General features: G+C 41.1%; 13 protein-coding genes. 6 read left to right on the top strand and 7 right to left on the bottom strand.

Annotation, left to right across the window (positions count from 1 at the left end; translation table 11 throughout):
* Positions 1 to 20 precede the first annotated feature (20 nt).
* The 4 genes from ilvN to MSTHT_RS12490 form a co-directional block, all read right to left on the bottom strand.
* On the bottom strand, positions 21 to 506 hold the full coding sequence (ilvN, locus tag MSTHT_RS12505) for an acetolactate synthase small subunit (RefSeq protein WP_048168068.1): 486 nt from the start codon (positions 504 to 506) through the stop codon (positions 21 to 23).
* Positions 506 to 2269, bottom strand: coding sequence for an acetolactate synthase large subunit (locus MSTHT_RS12500; RefSeq protein WP_048168067.1), 1764 nt, complete (start codon positions 2267 to 2269; stop codon positions 506 to 508). The genes ilvN and MSTHT_RS12500 overlap by 1 nt, the downstream gene beginning before the upstream one ends.
* A 278-nt stretch (positions 2270 to 2547) precedes the next feature.
* On the bottom strand, positions 2548 to 4035 hold the full coding sequence (locus tag MSTHT_RS12495) for a (R)-citramalate synthase (RefSeq protein WP_082086847.1): 1488 nt from the start codon (positions 4033 to 4035) through the stop codon (positions 2548 to 2550).
* Between the two features lie 372 nt (positions 4036 to 4407).
* A complete protein-coding gene (locus tag MSTHT_RS12490) occupies positions 4408 to 5481 on the bottom strand; it encodes a M42 family metallopeptidase (RefSeq protein WP_048168065.1) in 1074 nt (357 codons plus the stop codon).
* A gap of 586 nt (positions 5482 to 6067) precedes the next feature.
* On the opposite strand from MSTHT_RS12490, the gene MSTHT_RS12485 reads away from it, so the two are divergent.
* The 6 genes from MSTHT_RS12485 (at position 6068) to MSTHT_RS12460 (ending at position 11926) form a co-directional block, all read left to right on the top strand.
* Entirely contained in the window at positions 6068 to 6424 is a 357-nt protein-coding gene (locus MSTHT_RS12485; protein ID WP_048168064.1) for a prefoldin subunit beta, read from the top strand.
* A gap of 130 nt (positions 6425 to 6554) precedes the next feature.
* A complete protein-coding gene (locus MSTHT_RS12480) occupies positions 6555 to 7562 on the top strand; it encodes a DHH family phosphoesterase (protein ID WP_048168063.1) in 1008 nt (335 codons plus the stop codon).
* A 691-nt stretch (positions 7563 to 8253) separates the two neighbouring features.
* Complete coding sequence (locus tag MSTHT_RS12475) at positions 8254 to 9558, top strand: phenylacetate--CoA ligase family protein (protein WP_048168062.1); 1305 nt, start codon at positions 8254 to 8256, stop codon at positions 9556 to 9558.
* Positions 9559 to 9861: 303 nt separating this feature from the next.
* Positions 9862 to 10299: an ACT domain-containing protein gene (locus tag MSTHT_RS12470; RefSeq protein ID WP_048168586.1), complete on the top strand. Its 438-nt coding sequence runs from the start codon at positions 9862 to 9864 to the stop codon at positions 10297 to 10299.
* A gap of 273 nt (positions 10300 to 10572) precedes the next feature.
* Positions 10573 to 10926 carry a DUF2103 domain-containing protein gene (locus MSTHT_RS12465; protein ID WP_048168061.1) on the top strand — a complete coding sequence of 118 codons (354 nt, stop codon included), beginning with the start codon at positions 10573 to 10575 and terminating at the stop codon, positions 10924 to 10926.
* Between the two features lie 22 nt (positions 10927 to 10948).
* Positions 10949 to 11926: a methanogenesis marker 12 protein gene (locus tag MSTHT_RS12460; protein WP_048168060.1), complete on the top strand. Its 978-nt coding sequence runs from the start codon at positions 10949 to 10951 to the stop codon at positions 11924 to 11926.
* 35 nt (positions 11927 to 11961) lie between these two features.
* Here MSTHT_RS12460 and MSTHT_RS12455 read toward each other — a convergent pair whose 3' ends face one another.
* From MSTHT_RS12455 to MSTHT_RS12445, 3 genes are all read right to left on the bottom strand, one after another.
* A complete protein-coding gene (locus tag MSTHT_RS12455) occupies positions 11962 to 12561 on the bottom strand; it encodes a TIGR00288 family NYN domain-containing protein (protein ID WP_048168585.1) in 600 nt (199 codons plus the stop codon).
* Between the two features lie 436 nt (positions 12562 to 12997).
* Positions 12998 to 13420: a hypothetical protein gene (locus MSTHT_RS12450; protein ID WP_048168059.1), complete on the bottom strand. Its 423-nt coding sequence runs from the start codon at positions 13418 to 13420 to the stop codon at positions 12998 to 13000.
* Entirely contained in the window at positions 13414 to 14037 is a 624-nt protein-coding gene (locus tag MSTHT_RS12445; protein WP_181952193.1) for a rhomboid family intramembrane serine protease, read from the bottom strand. Before MSTHT_RS12445 ends, MSTHT_RS12450 begins: the two co-directional genes overlap by 7 nt.
* Positions 14038 to 15299 lie beyond the last annotated feature (1262 nt).

The following is a 15299-nucleotide window of genomic DNA, read 5'->3' as shown; positions in this document are numbered from 1 at the left end:
TCTTTACCTGCCCTTTATATTTAAACCTTCTTTGGACCGCGAACCAGGGCAATCTTGCCTGTCCGAACCATTTCCTTAATCCCGAATTGCCTGAGAAGTTTCTGGATTGCCTCGATTTTGGCATCATCCCCGGTTACCTCGATAGTCATGGATTTTGAAGCCACATCCACTATCCTTGCCCTGAAAATATTAGCAATCTGAATTATCTCGGCTCGTGTGTTTACATCTGCAGCTACCTTAATCAGGGCGAGTTCTCTTTCTACGGAATCATCGCCCCCAATATCCGAGACCTTGATAACATCCACGAGCTTGTTAAGCTGTTTTGTTACCTGTTCGAGCACATGATCGTCTCCCTGGACCACAATAGTCATCCTAGAGATACTCGGATCCTCGGTAACTCCTACAGCCAAGCTGTCTATGTTGAATCCACGCCTTGAGAAAAGCGAAGCCACTCTAGAGAGGACTCCAGACTTATTTTCAACAAGGACTGCAAGTGTGTGTTTCATCAGTGTTCCTCCAGGTCAAGAATCCTATCAGTTGTAGTGCGCAGGTCAGGCATGGCACATGAAGTGTCTGCATGCTCTTCTGGATCAATTATCTCGTTGATTGCAGCGCCTGCCGGCACCATAGGATAAACATTTGCCTCGCACGCAACAATGACTTCAACAACAGCAGGCCTGCCCGAATTGACAGCTTCTTCAATTGCAGGTCTGACTTCAGACGGCCTTTCAGCGCGCAGACCCAGAGCTCCGTAGGCATCAGCAAGCTTCACGAAATCTACACTGCCCTTGATAAAGGTGTGAGAATATCGCCTGTCATAGAACAGTTCCTGCCACTGCCTGACCATACCCAGATAACCGTTGTTCAGGATCACTGAAACAACCGGAACGTCGTTCTGGACTGCAGTTGCAAGCTCTTGAGAATTCATCTGGAAAGATCCATCGCCTGCAATATTGATAACGGTTTTATCTGGCTTCCCGATCTTTGCGCCTATAGCTGCAGGGAAACCGTAGCCCATTGTGCCAAGACCGCCTGAAGAGATGAAAGTGCGGGGCTTTTTAAACTTAAAGTACTGGGCAGCCCACATCTGATGTTGCCCGACTTCGGTAACTATAATTGCGTCCCCACATGCCTCTGAAATTTGCTCGACAACAAACTGAGGCATTATAACATCAGGTGACATCTGTTTATAGGTGAAAGGATACTCTTTTTTCCAGTGTTCTATTTTTTCAAGCCATGCCTCGGAATTGCAACGCTTAACATATTTATTCAGAGATTTCAGTATCTGCTTTGCATCTCCAACAATTGGAACATGAACCTTTACATTCTTGGAGACCTCTGCAGGGTCAACATCAATATGAATAATCCTGGCATTGGGAGCAAAAGACTCGAGTTTCCCTGTCACACGATCATCGAACCTGGCGCCCACAGCAATAATTAGATCGGATTCCTGGACAGCATAGTTTGCATATTTGCTCCCGTGCATTCCGAGCATCCCGATGTACAGAGGATGTTCTGTCGGAATCGATCCAATTCCCATAAGAGTGGTGGTAACCGGAGCACAGATTGTCTCGGCAAGTTCTATAAGCTCGGGGCTGGCATTAGAACTTATCACTCCGCCGCCTGCGTAAATTATAGGCATACTGGAGTTTGCTATTTCTTCGGCGGCTCGTTTGATCTGCTGGATATTGCCTTTGTAAGTCGGTTTATATCCTCTAAGTTCTACCTTATCAGGATAGTAGAATTCAATCTCTGCATTCTGTACGTCCTTTGGAAGGTCAATTAATACCGGGCCAGGCCTTCCGGTAGAAGCAATATGGAAAGCTTCTTTTACAATTCTTGGGAGTTCTTTTGCATCCTGTACGAGGTAGTTGTGCTTGGTAATGGGCTGGGTAATTCCCGTAATATCAGCTTCCTGGAAAGCATCGTTACCTATCAGGAAAGTAGGAACCTGACCTGTTAAGGCTACAATAGGTATTGAGTCCATGTATGCGGTAGCAATGCCTGTTACCAGGTTAGTTGCTCCGGGACCTGAAGTAGAAACACAGACCCCGGTCTTTCCAGTAGCACGGGCGTACCCGTCCGCAGCATGAGCTGCTGCCTGTTCATGACGCACAAGTATATGGCGCAGATCTGAATCGTAAAGTTCGTTATAGAAGGGAATGATCTGCCCCCCTGGATATCCAAAGATGGTGTCAACCCCTTCTTTTTCCAGGCACTTTATCAGAGCCCTTGCGCCATTAACTTTTTCTGTTGACCCGGTTGTCATAATTTAACTCCTATTTCTCTAGTTGAAACGTAGATTAACTGGATGCTCATCTTGAGTCCGTTTCCAGTAAGGGTGCATCTATCAGAAATACTTATCTCTGATATGCTTTCGTTATGAATTTTCCAAATACATCATTATCGATCATGTTATATATGGATAAAGGTTTCTCCTGACTCCAGAAATGCCAGCGGTATGCTATTTTAAAATTTCTACAGCAGGAAAAAGAGAGAGGACATAAGAGTCCTCCTGGGAAATTCTTAAAGCTCATTTTTCTGGAGTCATTCGACCCGTATAAGGCGATTCATACCGTTCATTACAGCTTCTACGGAAGCCATGATAATATCAGTTCTTGCACCGCTTGCGGTAATTACTTTTCCGTCCTTGGAAAGTTTTACCCTAACTTCAACAAGGGCATCGGTTCCGCCAGTAATTGCGTCAACATGATACTCTTCGAGAATGATATCTTCTGCACAGGAACTCACCGCTCCCCTGATAGCGTTGATCACGGCGTCTACAGGCCCATTACCGATCCCTGCCTGTACTATCGGTTTGTCTTTTACATTGAGCTTTACAGATGCCGTTGGAGTCACCCGGTTTCCTGATACAATGGTAAACTCTTCCAGTTTTACGAGAGGTTCTTTATAAATATCGAGTACGGTTTCCGCGATAGCCTGCAGATCTGCATCGGTTACGTATTTTCCCTGGTCGCCCATCTGCTTAACCCTGTTGAAAATCTCCTCGGTCTGGGCATCATCAGCCTCAAGCCCCATTTCCTTTAAGGCAAGGTTAATCGAACTCCGCCCTGCATGTTTTCCTAACACGATCTGGCGCTGCCTTCCGATATATTCGGGACTCATAGGCTCATAGGTTGCCTTATCAGCCAGAAGACCGTGAACGTGGATACCTGCTTCGTGAGTAAATGCGTTCCCACCTACAAGAGCCTTATTGGGTGACACTGGAATACCTGTAAGCCGGCTTACAATCCTTGAAGTCCTGTAGATCAGCTCGTGTTTGATGCCGGTATCATACTTATAGAGCCATTCCAGGCTCATTATTACTTCTTCTAGAGATGCATTCCCAGCTCTTTCCCCTAACCCGTTTATAGTTACATGGGCTTGTTTTGCCCCCGCCGCAAGCGCAGCAATCGTGTTTGCAGTCGCTAACCCGAAATCGTTGTGGCAGTGAACACTGATAGGGGCTTTCAGGGACGAAGATAGATCCCGGAAAATCTCAGTCGTCCTTTCAGGTACCAGAAGACCTACAGTATCGCAGAAGCATAATCTGTCAGCACCTGCATCTACTCCGTCGGCATAAATAGCCTTTAGAAACTCGGGATCTGCACGCGAAGCATCTTCTCCGCTCAGTTCCACTATCAGGCCGTGATCCTTGGCATATTCCGTTACTTCAGCTGCGATCTGCCGTACTGCATCCCGGTCCTTTTTGATTTTTGTCTTTATATGAAGGTCTGAAACAGGTGCTACAAGATGGATAGAGTCAACATCGCACTCAAGAGCACGATCAACATCGGACTTTACAATCCTGCAGTAGCTGCAAATTTCAGCATTAAGCCCTGCGTTTGCAACAGCCTTGATGGAGTCTCTTTCACCTTCGGAAGTGATTGCAGAACCGGCTTCAATTATCGAGACTCCCATTTCGTCAAGAGCCCGGGCAATTAAGAGCTTTTTGTCCTTCGTCAGCGCAACGCCAGGTGTTTGTTCACCATCTCTCAAAGTAGTGTCCAGAAAGCGGATGTTTTCGAATAATATAATCCCCTCAGTCTTTGTTTTATTAATATAGATTTGTCAACAATACTGCAAATAATATTCGCATAATATACTTATTATATTATAATATTATGTCCTATTTTGCAGTTTTTATTTATTATACAAATACATATATTTTATTCTCAGGAACACGGCTTCCTCAGGAAGATCCCCAAGTTTTTGCCGTAGCTCTCTGAAAACTCTTCTTTAATAGCAGACCATAGTATTTTTAGTTTCCAGTTAACAATACACTAAACCTGAAAAAAGAAGAAAAATCGTCTATCTAATACGTATTCCCTTTTTCATTATTACTCAGAAAGATTTAGAATAAAAGAAAAAAATAGAAAAATAAGAGAAAAATTTGAAAGAAAAAGCTTAGAAATACTTGCCTACGTTTTCAATTGCTTTTACTATCAGAGAAACACATGCTTCAACATCTGCCATATCCAGAACTTCAACAGGAGAATGGATGTATCGGGTGGCTATGCTGACCGTGCCTGTTGGGATACCTTCCTTTGTGAGGTGTATTGAGGTTGCATCGGTCGTACCTCCTGATCCGACTCCAAGCTGATAGGGAATATTATTTTCAGCAGCAGTTTCTCTAAGCCACTTAAGTATCTGTGGATGAACTAAAAGACCTCTTCCGGACGCGTCGGCTACGGTAATTACAGGACCTTTCCCGAGTTCAAGTGAAGAATCGGTTTTAGTAATTCCGGGATGGTCTCCAGGAATAGTTGTATCAAGGGCAAGTGCGATAGACGGACAAACTCCAAAAGCGCAGGTTTTTGCACCCTTTAACCCCACTTCTTCCTGAACAGTACCTACGGCATAGACATTCGCTTCAATTTTATGTTTGGAAAGCCGCTTCATAACTTCAACAAGGATCGCGAGACCTGCACGATCGTCAAAAGCTTTGGAAGTTACCTTTCCGTTTGCCAGGGATACAAAATCCCGATCGATTGAGGCTGTTGTGCCAATCTCGATTCCAAGATTTTCAGCATCCTCTCTGTTTTTTGCCCCGATATCGATGAACATATCATCAAGCTTAATAGGCTTTTTCCTGTCTTCATCTTTCATTACATGAGGAGGTTTGGAGCCGATAACTCCGGGAATCGAACCCTTTTTCCCGTGAACCATAACCCTCTGGTTAAGAAGAGTCTGGTCAAACCATCCCCCAATCCCGATAAATCTGAGAAAGCCGTTATCATCAATATATCTGACCATGAGCCCGATTTCGTCCATATGGGCAGCTAGCATTATAGAGGGACCTTTTCCATTTTTGACAGCTATAAGGTTTCCCATGCAGTCTTTTCGTATATTGTCAACATAGGGCTCAAGTTCCTTTTTGAGGAGTTCCCTGATATCATGCTCAAAACCAGAGATTCCATGAGCGTTTGTGAACTTCTCAAGCAGGGATTTTATATCTCTAAAATTTTCATCTTCTTCCATTATCTAATATCTCCTGTATATCAGCCATTTTAAAGCTCAAATCAACCTTAATGAGTTAATTGAATTTAATGGAAATATTATAATTACCCATGATCATCCTTTGTTAATAAATTTCTGTTAAATAAGTTATTATGATGATTTTTTTGTCAAATGATTTTTTTGTCAAATGATTTTTATTAAACAATATTTTTTATTAAACCGCTTTTTTGATAAATCACTTTTATTAAATAATTTTTTTAGGTATTTTTTGGCTAAATGAATTTCGTAAATGTTATTATAATACATATTTACAGAGAATTACAATTCTAAAGAGAATTTTTATAATATCACAGAGAATTTTATAATATATATTTACAGAGAATTTTATAATTACTCTCTCCCGGGCAGTTTTTATTAAATTCTCGGATTAAAATTAATATCTTCTATATAAAAATAATTATACGGTCCGAAGGTTAACCTGTTGTTTAGTTATTAGCAATTGAGGCTCCAGATTAATTTCAGGTGACGAAAGGGGATTTTTCAGAAACTGCAAGGACAGAAACATTAAAATCCCTTCAGGTTTATTGAGGACTCAGGTGAATATAATATGAGTACAGAATTACCCCCTCAAGTTCAGAACCAGATTGCACAGCTTCAGCAGATCCAGCAGCAGATCCAGGCTCTAGCAATGCAAAAATCACAGATTGAGGCTATGCAGAAAGAAGCCAAGATGGCTCTTGAGGAGCTAGAAAGGCTCACTGACGATGCGATAGTCTATCGTAATGTGGGAGAGCTGGTAATAAGAACGAGCAAAGGGGAGTCTATTACAAAGCTGAAAGACAGGGAAGAGACGCTTTCACTCAGGCTTCAGTCCATCTCTAGGCAGGAAGAAAGGCTCACAACCCGCTTTAAACAGCTTCAGGAGCAAGTCCAGCAGGCATTGGGTGCCAAAAGAGCACAATAATTTATTTTTCGTTCCCGCATATGGAACAGGAAATAAAATGCTTTGTTAACTCAGATAGAAATCAACGGAATCCCAAAGTTCTTGAATCCAGGGAGATCAATGCCTATAAAAACGATAGCCAGAGTGGACAATGGAAGTTGATGAAGCGGAGTTTTTCAACCGGCTCCTTGACTATCAAAACATTTTGTATCTGTGCCACCGGAACGCAGATCCGGATGCGATTAGCAGCGCTTTTGCCCTTTCAGAAGCTATCGGAGGTACTATCGGACTTGTAGATGGATGCAACCGCGTAGCTTCTGTGCTTATAGATAGACTCGGGATTGAAGTTGTGGATAAACCCAATCCTGCTGATTACGGTTTTGTCGTTGTGGTTGATACTTCGACAAAAGCGCAATTGAACGACCTGGAGCTTACAAAATATTGCGTAATTGATCACCACACAACCACAGCTCTAACAGAAAATGCCGAGTTTTACCTGCACAGGAACAGTACATCTACCGTAGAAATAGTTTACAATATCTTAAAAGCAATGGGAGCCCCGATTAACCGGCGTGTGGGGATCGGGATGCTTACAGGAATAGTTACTGATACTGGTCACTTCAAACATGCATCTGCAGACACATTCCGGACAGTGGCAAAAATTATTGAGGACAGCGGCGTCGAGTATGGGGAGGTGCTTGACCTTATGGCTGCAACTCCACAGGATATCTCCATGCGGATAGCTATCCTGAAAGCCGCCAGCCGCGTCGAGCTCGATAGAGTACAGGATATGATTATAGCAACCTCCCATGTCAGCTCTTTTGGGGGTTCTGCATCTTCCATGCTAATTAATATCGGAGCAGATATTGCTTTCGTTGGCACAGCCAAAGGTGAGAATGTCAGAGTGAGCGCAAGAGCGAAGCGTGATGCTGTAAACGCCGGAGTTAACCTTGGCCAGCTAATGGAAGATATAAGTAACGAATACAACGGCACAGGCGGCGGACATTCAGGAGCTGCCGGAATTGACGTTATTGCAGACATGAAAGAAGTGCTGAATAAGTGCAGGGAAAGAACAAAGAAAATTCTTGAAGCCTCATTTGGAGTAAAGGCAAGAGAAATATCTTGTGAGGATGAACTCGACGAGTTCGAAGATGAGTGACTTTTAAGTAAACGAATCTTAGAAGTAAACGAATCTTAGAAGTAAACGAATCTTAGAAGTAAACGAATCTTAGCTTAAAAGCAATTTAAGACATTATACTCCAGAACGTTCTCCAGAAAATTACATTTAAGAATATATTTTTAAATGCTGTAATCCAGAACAAACTCCAATTTCTGGTCATCCTCAAAGTATCAGAACCTCTGATTTCTACAATTTACCTGCAATGAATGAATTTATCTGCAATGAATGAATTTGTCTGCAGTGAATGAATTTATCTGCATGAATGAATTTATCTGCATGAATGAATTTACTATTTCATAGATGGATTTACTATGTCATGAATGAATTTATTGTGTCATTCAGGACTCATAAAAGTCTTGCCGGTAAAAATTTTTCTTTTTATGCGATTAACCTCAGGGTTTGCTTAAATTTTTTTCAGCTTTACAGCTAATATTTATATAGAATCTAGCATAATCTTCAAATCAGTCCAGCTTGATCTTCATATATATTACCGGAGATATATCCACTTGAGATATTGAGAGTCCGGAATAAGAAGGCAAGAAAAAGATAGAAGAGAGGACATGGACTTGAACATGACCTTGAAGGAACATTAAATATATATGAGAAAAGCAAAGAAAATATTGGGTATGAGCTTAAGAGCCCAATTACAAGATATACAGAGTGTGAAAGAATGCCAGAATACTGGGATCCTGAAATCGAGACAATGCCTATAGATGATTTAAAGAAGTTGCAAGAAGAAAAGTTGAAACAACTTGTACATTATGTGTATGAACGCTCTCCTTTCTATAGAAAAAGGTTTGACGAACATGGTGTTAAACCGGAGGACATCCAGACTCTTGATGATATTAGAAAGTTACCCTTTACAGTTAAGCAGGATCTCAGAGACACCTATCCAACAGGTATGTTTTGCGTCCCGAACACAGAACTAGTCCGCTTCCATGCTTCATCGGGTACAACAGGAAAACCGACAGTGGTGGGGTATACCCAGCATGACATTGAAGAGTGGGCTGAATCCCTTGCGAGAGGATTTACTTCTGTGGGACTGGGGGAAAATGATATTCTTCAGGTAAGTTACGGGTATGGGCTTTTTACAGGTGGGCTCGGCGCCCATTACGGAAGTGAAAAGCTTGGTGCAACCGTCCTGCCTACAAGTTCCGGAAATACCGAACGTCAGCTTGAATTAATGAGAGACCTTGACGTTACTGCTATAGCCTGCACGCCTTCTTACTTCCTTTATATGATAGAGACCGCAAAAAAATTAAATATCGATCTCAGAAGCGATACGAAATTAAGAATGGGATTTTTCGGAGCTGAGCCCTGGTCCGAGGAACTCAAGAGACGCATAGAATCCGAGTCAGGAATAAAAGCGTATGATATTTACGGAACTTCGGAAATGAGCGGTCCTCTTTTTACCGAATGCTCGGAACAGTGCGGAGTTCATATCTGGGCAGACAAATTCCTTATTGAGATCCTTGACCCGGAGACAGGACAGCCTGTCCCGGACGGAGAAACCGGAGAACTTGTGATCACGACTCTTACTAAAGAAGCCATGCCTCTTATCCGCTACAGGGTAAGGGATCTTACAAGAAAGTTCTCAGAGCCCTGCCCCTGCGGAAGAACCCATCCTAGAATTGCACGCATAAGCGGGCGTTCGGATGACATGATTATCGTGCGCGGAATCAATGTGTTCCCAGGACAGGTAGAATCGGTCCTTATGAAGATTCCTGAAGTCGGAAACCATTTCATGATTATTGTAGACAGGATTGGTCCCCTTGACTCAATGAAGGTTCAGATTGAAATGCATGAGTCGGCTTTCAGCGATAAGATGTCAGACATGATGGAACTTAAAGGGAAGATTTCAAGTGCATTGAAAAACGTGCTCAATCTTGCGGTTGAGGTGGAGCTGGTGGAACATGGCTCGCTGCCTCGTTCAGAAGGAAAATCAAAGAAAGTTATTGACAAACGAAAGATTTGAGAGTTTATAGAGATTGAATGAAAACAATACCGGGAGGATAATAATATTCTTCAGGTTTTTCTTTTTGGTTCAGGCATCTCAGAATTTTAATAGAAGCCCGTCAGATATAAAAAAGAGTTGCGGCAATAATTACCGAGTATGAGATAAAGTTGCCAGATATGAAATAAATTAGCAAATTATAAAAATGGAAACTGCGTGCAAACTTAAAAGACGCATAAAGACTTATATTATACTCCAGTAAAAAGATTAAAAAAGAAAGTAAGAGAAAATAAGAACAAGTAATATAAGGACATGGGTGCTGGAATGGAAGAGAAAATTATAAAGCAGATTTCCCTTTTTGCGGAAAATAAGCCTGGCAGACTTGCAAATGTTGCAAGCAAATTAAAAAATGCTGGCATAAATATCAGGGCGTTTACCATTGCTGAATCCGGAGATTTCGGGATAATCCGCATGGTTGTGGACAAGTCCGACTATGCGCACAGTGTACTCCGTGATGCAGGGTTTACTGTATCTGAAACCAGCGTGCTTGGTATCGAAATGGAAGATGTGCCCGGCAGCATGTCCCGTATTGCGGAAATATTCGGAAAAGCCAATATTAATATTGACTATGCATATGCTTTTGTTACCAGAGAGCAGAAAGCCCTTTTAATAGTCCGGGTAAATGACATCGAAAAAGCAATTGAAACGCTTGAGAAGGAGAATATCAAGCTCATAAGCATGAAGGAGCTTGAAAAGATCTGATTTTAATTTGTAACCGGATTTTCCGGAGAAAAAAGTAATTTTTTAAAGGAGCAAAAAAACGGAATGATCCAGGATCAAATAAAATTTCTCACGATTCTGGAACAGCTCTTTTTACAACTCCTGGCATCAGGGCAAAAATTAATATGAAATCTATAGCCCCTAAAGACCTTTTTGGGATTCTAACCGAATGACTGGATACACAGAATAAATATAAAAGAATAAGTAAGAGATGTAAAAAAGCTGCCAGGAGAATAGATTACCGGTTTGACCATAATGGCGGAAAATAAAAATAATTTACAAGAAAACACACAAAAATCCTCAAGAAATAAGCTTGGTGGAGCCCATACGACAATTATCGGGGGAAGGGCTGGTAAAAAGCTTGTAAAATTGGTAAGCCAGCATCCTGAGATAAAAAAGGTAATCCCATCCGTGATTTCCGTAAAAGGCGCTGCAGGAGGAAGTCTGACCGGAAAAGTATTGCGTGCGGATGTAAGAGGGAACTTGAGGCTATTGCTCTCTGAAGGCAGGAGTTTCCAGGAAATAAGACTGGTAACAACAGTTGGGACCGCAGAGGAGGGAGATAGGATTATGAACGAACTCAATGAAATCTTAAGAGCTGCCCTCTGAGGCGTTAAGGGAGAGACAAATATTGGCGTATATAGGGATTGATCACGGCACAACTGCAATACGTTTTGCTCTGATAGAAGGGGAAAAGGTTCTGACCTTTGAGCTTGGGAGGAATGAGGCAGCTTCCATGTCCGAAAATGAGATTCTGGCTTCTATCGAGAAGAATTTTAAAGTCAGATGTGAGGCAATTGACCTGATTGCACTAACGTACTCAATGGGAGACGGTTTTTCCTCAATAAAGGATGTAAGAAACCTGGAAGGAAGAGGGCTCAAAAGCATAGAAGGAGCTGGAAAAAAAACCGGTGGAGGTACAAGAGTTTTTGATGCCATCCGGAACTCAGGAATTCCATCAATAGCAATCCCTGGTCTTCATGCTGAGAGCAAGGTAGACCCCAGAATGAAGGTATTTTCCCACCTCACAAGCCCGGAGAAACTAGGAATTGCTTACCATATCCTCCGCCTTGGCTATAAGAATTTCGTAGTTTCCGACATAAGCTCAAACACTGTTACTCTTGCCGTCGCCGATGGCAAGGTAGTTGGTGCAATCGATGCCTGCATATTTGCCCCAGGCGTCCATCACGGCCCTCTTGATCTGCAAGCGATCAGGGATGTGGATAGCGGATACTGCACTGCAAACCAGGCTTTTATAGAAGCAGGAGTTCTAAAAATGACCCCGTACAAAGATAGGGAAGAATTACTCAGTGCAGCCAGAAAAAAAGAAGGTCCCGCCCTTCTTGCCCTTGATACAATTGCACTGTTTGCAGCTATGGAAATTACCTCAATGCAGCTTCTTCTTAAGTGCTATGAGGTAACCGGAGAGATCTTTCTTGCAGGATCAGTAGGGGAATATGAATATGTACAGAAAAAAATCCGTGCACATCTGGGGCAGGAATGCCTGTGTCTCGGAAAGTGGCATGCTGCAATAGGCTGTGCTGAAATAGCAAGGGATGTTTTTGCTGGAGAAAAAAATATCCTTGGCGTAGACGTCAATTATCCATAAAAAGCAGAAAAGGAATTTAGAAAAGGCAGTATAAATCAGGTCTTTTCTACACAGGTTTTATCTACGGATCCTTCATACATGCTGTCCTGATATTCCGCTGCATCAATTTCTCCTTCACCTGAGCTCACCCCATCAGAGTCATCATAACTGCTCATTCTATCCTTCTTCATAAGGATAACATAGTCCGCAGAATTTTTGAGCGCTGTGGAAAAACCGGGCTCAACCCCAAAGATAATAGTCTCTTTGCCATGTTCGTTTGCCTTGTTCAGCAGCGGCTTAAAATCCGCATCCCTGGTCACGATTGCAAGGGTGTCAATATTGGGGTTATGTACTAACTCCATGCCCTCTACTGCAAGGCGCACATCAACATCGCTGGAACAGATTATAGGCTCAAGCCCATGATTTTCGATAGCTTCCACAAGCTTGTCAGAGGCGTACTGGTTTAGGAAAACACGCCCGATCTTGATATTTCCATAGTCTTTGAGGACGTCCCTTATCTCCTCGAGATTTACATCAAATTCTTTTCTGAGAATATTCGGACCATCCACTAGAAGTCCTATTTTCCGCCTGCCAATTTCTTTTTTCGAGCGGAGGTATTTTGAGATGGAATCAATTCCGCTTTTTACAGGTTTCATCATCAATGTCCTCTGTGATTTTGCAGTTCACGGAACCTGCACTCATTATTTGTTTGCGCTATATGACTGCACATCGCCAGTTTTGGGGGAAAAGCTACATTTATAGCAGCCCTCCAATCCGCCGATGAGAGTTAATGGCTCAAATACTACTTTTGGGGTTCAAAGTTCCGAATCTCTAAGATTAATAATTCTAGTACCGCAATTTGCATAATTAGTTAATACTAATATCTGCTTTTCTGTAGTAAAACATTTGCATATTAAGGCAACCAAATTCTGAGTAAAACATTTGCATATTAAACAAACAAAGTTTGTGACTTTGTTCTTATGCAAATCAATAGGCTGATAAACTGGAGACTTTTCCTGCGAAAAAAACGGAAAGAAAGTTCCGTCAGGACAAAGCTCCGACTTATAAAAACATGATATATAATTTATAGAATTATAATTTATCGGAGAAAGGTCCCTTTTTTACTTCCCGGATGACATACGGAGATTCTTTGAGTTCAAAGAGATTTTCGGTCTTCCGTCCTTTTTTACGCCTTAAGTACTGGATTTCTCCGAGTTTCTCTAAAAAAGCCTCATAAACCTGCATAAACTGTTCAAATTCTGCGTCATTAAGCTCAATCAATCCTTCCCTACCTGCAAGCCAGTCATAGACCTTGAGAAGAACAATTTCCCTTAACCTTTTAAGGTTTTCATCCTCAGGCGGTTTTTCGAAGTATAAAGTTCTTTTCAACTCAGGAGACCAGGCTGCAAATAGCCTCCTGAAATTTAACACCTGGATAGGGATTTTCTCTCCAGGCTCGGGTCTTGGATAATAGTATGTATTTTCGGGAAGGTTATCCTCTCCCAGATTTACCACCTGCCGATGTATCTGGATCTTGCAGTATTTTCTTGAATCTTCTTAATACGAAGTCCCATATAAAGACCAACAAAAAGGCCGCTAAGGTGAGCTGTATGGGCTATCATATCTGATGAGCCAGCCATGAGGAAGTCAAAGAGAGCAAAAAGCACAAGAGCATGTTTTAACTTCATTGGGATAAAGTAGACATAGACGTGAACATCCGGCTCAAGCATTGTAAGAGCTGCAAAGACTCCGTAGATCGCTCCACTTGCACCAATCATTGGACCAGGTGAGATATTGAAAATTGGCCCACTTAAAAAGGTGTACCCTATTGCTGACAGAATCCCAGAGGTGAAAAAGATTGCCAGAAGCTGTCTGTTTCCAGCTCGGGTTTCGAGTGCAGTCCCGAAGAAGTACAGGACAAGCATATTGAATAAAAGATGCAATAAGCTGGTATGCAAAAACATGTATGTGACAAGTGTCCAGGGTCTTGTCACGAGATAATTAGGGTCAAATTGAAAAGCGCTAACATAGAAGTAGCCTACATACGGAATCATCTCCAGGAAGAATGAAAGTGTGCAGAGAATAATGATTACCATCGTTGGGCTTGCCAGAATAGAGTTTTTACCCTCCACACTTTCCACCTCCAGGAATATAAAATGCATTAAGTTCAAACATATTTCCAATTTCTCTCCCGATTAGTTAATATAAAAGTGAGTTAATATGAGGCAATAAGAGTACCTCAACAGCAACCCAGATAAAGTGATCTCAGCTCAAAATGGTTCAGTTATGTCATTTAAGATTCAGTAGTCTCATTTTAATTGATTTTACTCTTGAAGGGTGAGATAGTTGACTGAATACTGTAATATGTAATATGTTATTATTTGTGGAGTAAAATGTTAATTAGAACCGATTATGAACCAGAATTTACTAGCTTATAACCCAAGGGCTCTAAGAAGCCTGTGAATTTCGGATACACTGGTTTAGATGCTCATCTTAATTATAGAATTCTATTTTAAGAGATTTTACGTTTAACAGGCAGATTTTTCTTCACTTAAACCCTTCAATGAGATAAATCCAAAGCTTAAAGATGGATTAGAAACTTAATTTTTGAAGAAATATTATACTATTCCAGGAACAGACCTCTTCAGGAAAAGCGGACATATCTATGTAAGGTTTATTCAAGAGTGATCAAGTTAAGAACAGATCTCTTCATATAAGATCATTCAAGTAATAAATCATATTTAAATTGAGGTATACATTATTCAATTCGGAAAATATATTAATTAATATTTAAATGAAAAGATTATATTTATCCTTTTCTTGAAAAAACAAAAAATAGTCTACGGCGTTCACAGTGTAAAGCCGCATGGCACTGCTAAGCCTATAAATAATTTTCCATTTATTTATTGTTCGTAAAATTATAAAATTTGAAATATAATTTAAAATTATATTTTCTTCTAAACAATAAGTTTTGTCTAAGAATAAGACTACTATTCGGTAGCAAATATTCATATAATTTTTTGTTTCATAAGTGAATAAAAAGACTAATTAGTAAGAAATAATAACACTAAAAAAAGAAATTATCAGCATTCCATGGAATCGTAATAAAAAATCAGCATCCAGAGCCTCAATTCTAGTTTTTGTATAATAGGATAAAATAAGTTTTTAGAGTTTACTGATTTCGAATATTCCATTTTACCCTTCTCGAAATAGCATGCTACAAATTAGAAAATGTTATATAGATTTGGTACGTTAAGACATTTAATTAGTGTTTATTATCCATCGGTAGCGACCCTGTCTTAGGATTGAGGTCTCGATCGCTGGTAAAAACGGTTTTTTTTGAGAAAAAAGGGCGTAAAAAAGGTATTGAAGAGCGTTAAAGCCCTAAAAAACG

This window comes from Methanosarcina thermophila TM-1 (genome assembly GCF_000969885.1).
GTDB lineage: Archaea > Halobacteriota > Methanosarcinia > Methanosarcinales > Methanosarcinaceae > Methanosarcina > Methanosarcina thermophila.
Note: the sequence above shows the minus strand (reverse complement) of the source record. Positions and strands in the feature narration are given on the sequence as shown.

What these genes read in the sequence shown, in the direction of transcription:
- ilvN (WP_048168068.1), bottom strand. Translation starts at nt 506, where the DNA reads ATGAAACACACACTTGCAGTCCTTGTTGAAAATAAGTCTGGAGTCCTC.
- MSTHT_RS12455 (WP_048168585.1), bottom strand. Translation starts at nt 12,561, where the DNA reads ATGAAACCTGTAAAAAGCGGAATTGATTCCATCTCAAAATACCTCCGC.
- MSTHT_RS12485 (WP_048168064.1), top strand. Translation starts at nt 6,068, where the DNA reads ATGAGTACAGAATTACCCCCTCAAGTTCAGAACCAGATTGCACAGCTT.
- MSTHT_RS12480 (WP_048168063.1), top strand. Translation starts at nt 6,555, where the DNA reads ATGGAAGTTGATGAAGCGGAGTTTTTCAACCGGCTCCTTGACTATCAA.
- MSTHT_RS12470 (WP_048168586.1), top strand. Translation starts at nt 9,862, where the DNA reads ATGGAAGAGAAAATTATAAAGCAGATTTCCCTTTTTGCGGAAAATAAG.
- MSTHT_RS12500 (WP_048168067.1), bottom strand. Translation starts at nt 2,269, where the DNA reads ATGACAACCGGGTCAACAGAAAAAGTTAATGGCGCAAGGGCTCTGATA.
- MSTHT_RS12490 (WP_048168065.1), bottom strand. Translation starts at nt 5,481, where the DNA reads ATGGAAGAAGATGAAAATTTTAGAGATATAAAATCCCTGCTTGAGAAG.
- MSTHT_RS12465 (WP_048168061.1), top strand. Translation starts at nt 10,573, where the DNA reads ATGGCGGAAAATAAAAATAATTTACAAGAAAACACACAAAAATCCTCA.
- MSTHT_RS12475 (WP_048168062.1), top strand. Translation starts at nt 8,254, where the DNA reads ATGCCAGAATACTGGGATCCTGAAATCGAGACAATGCCTATAGATGAT.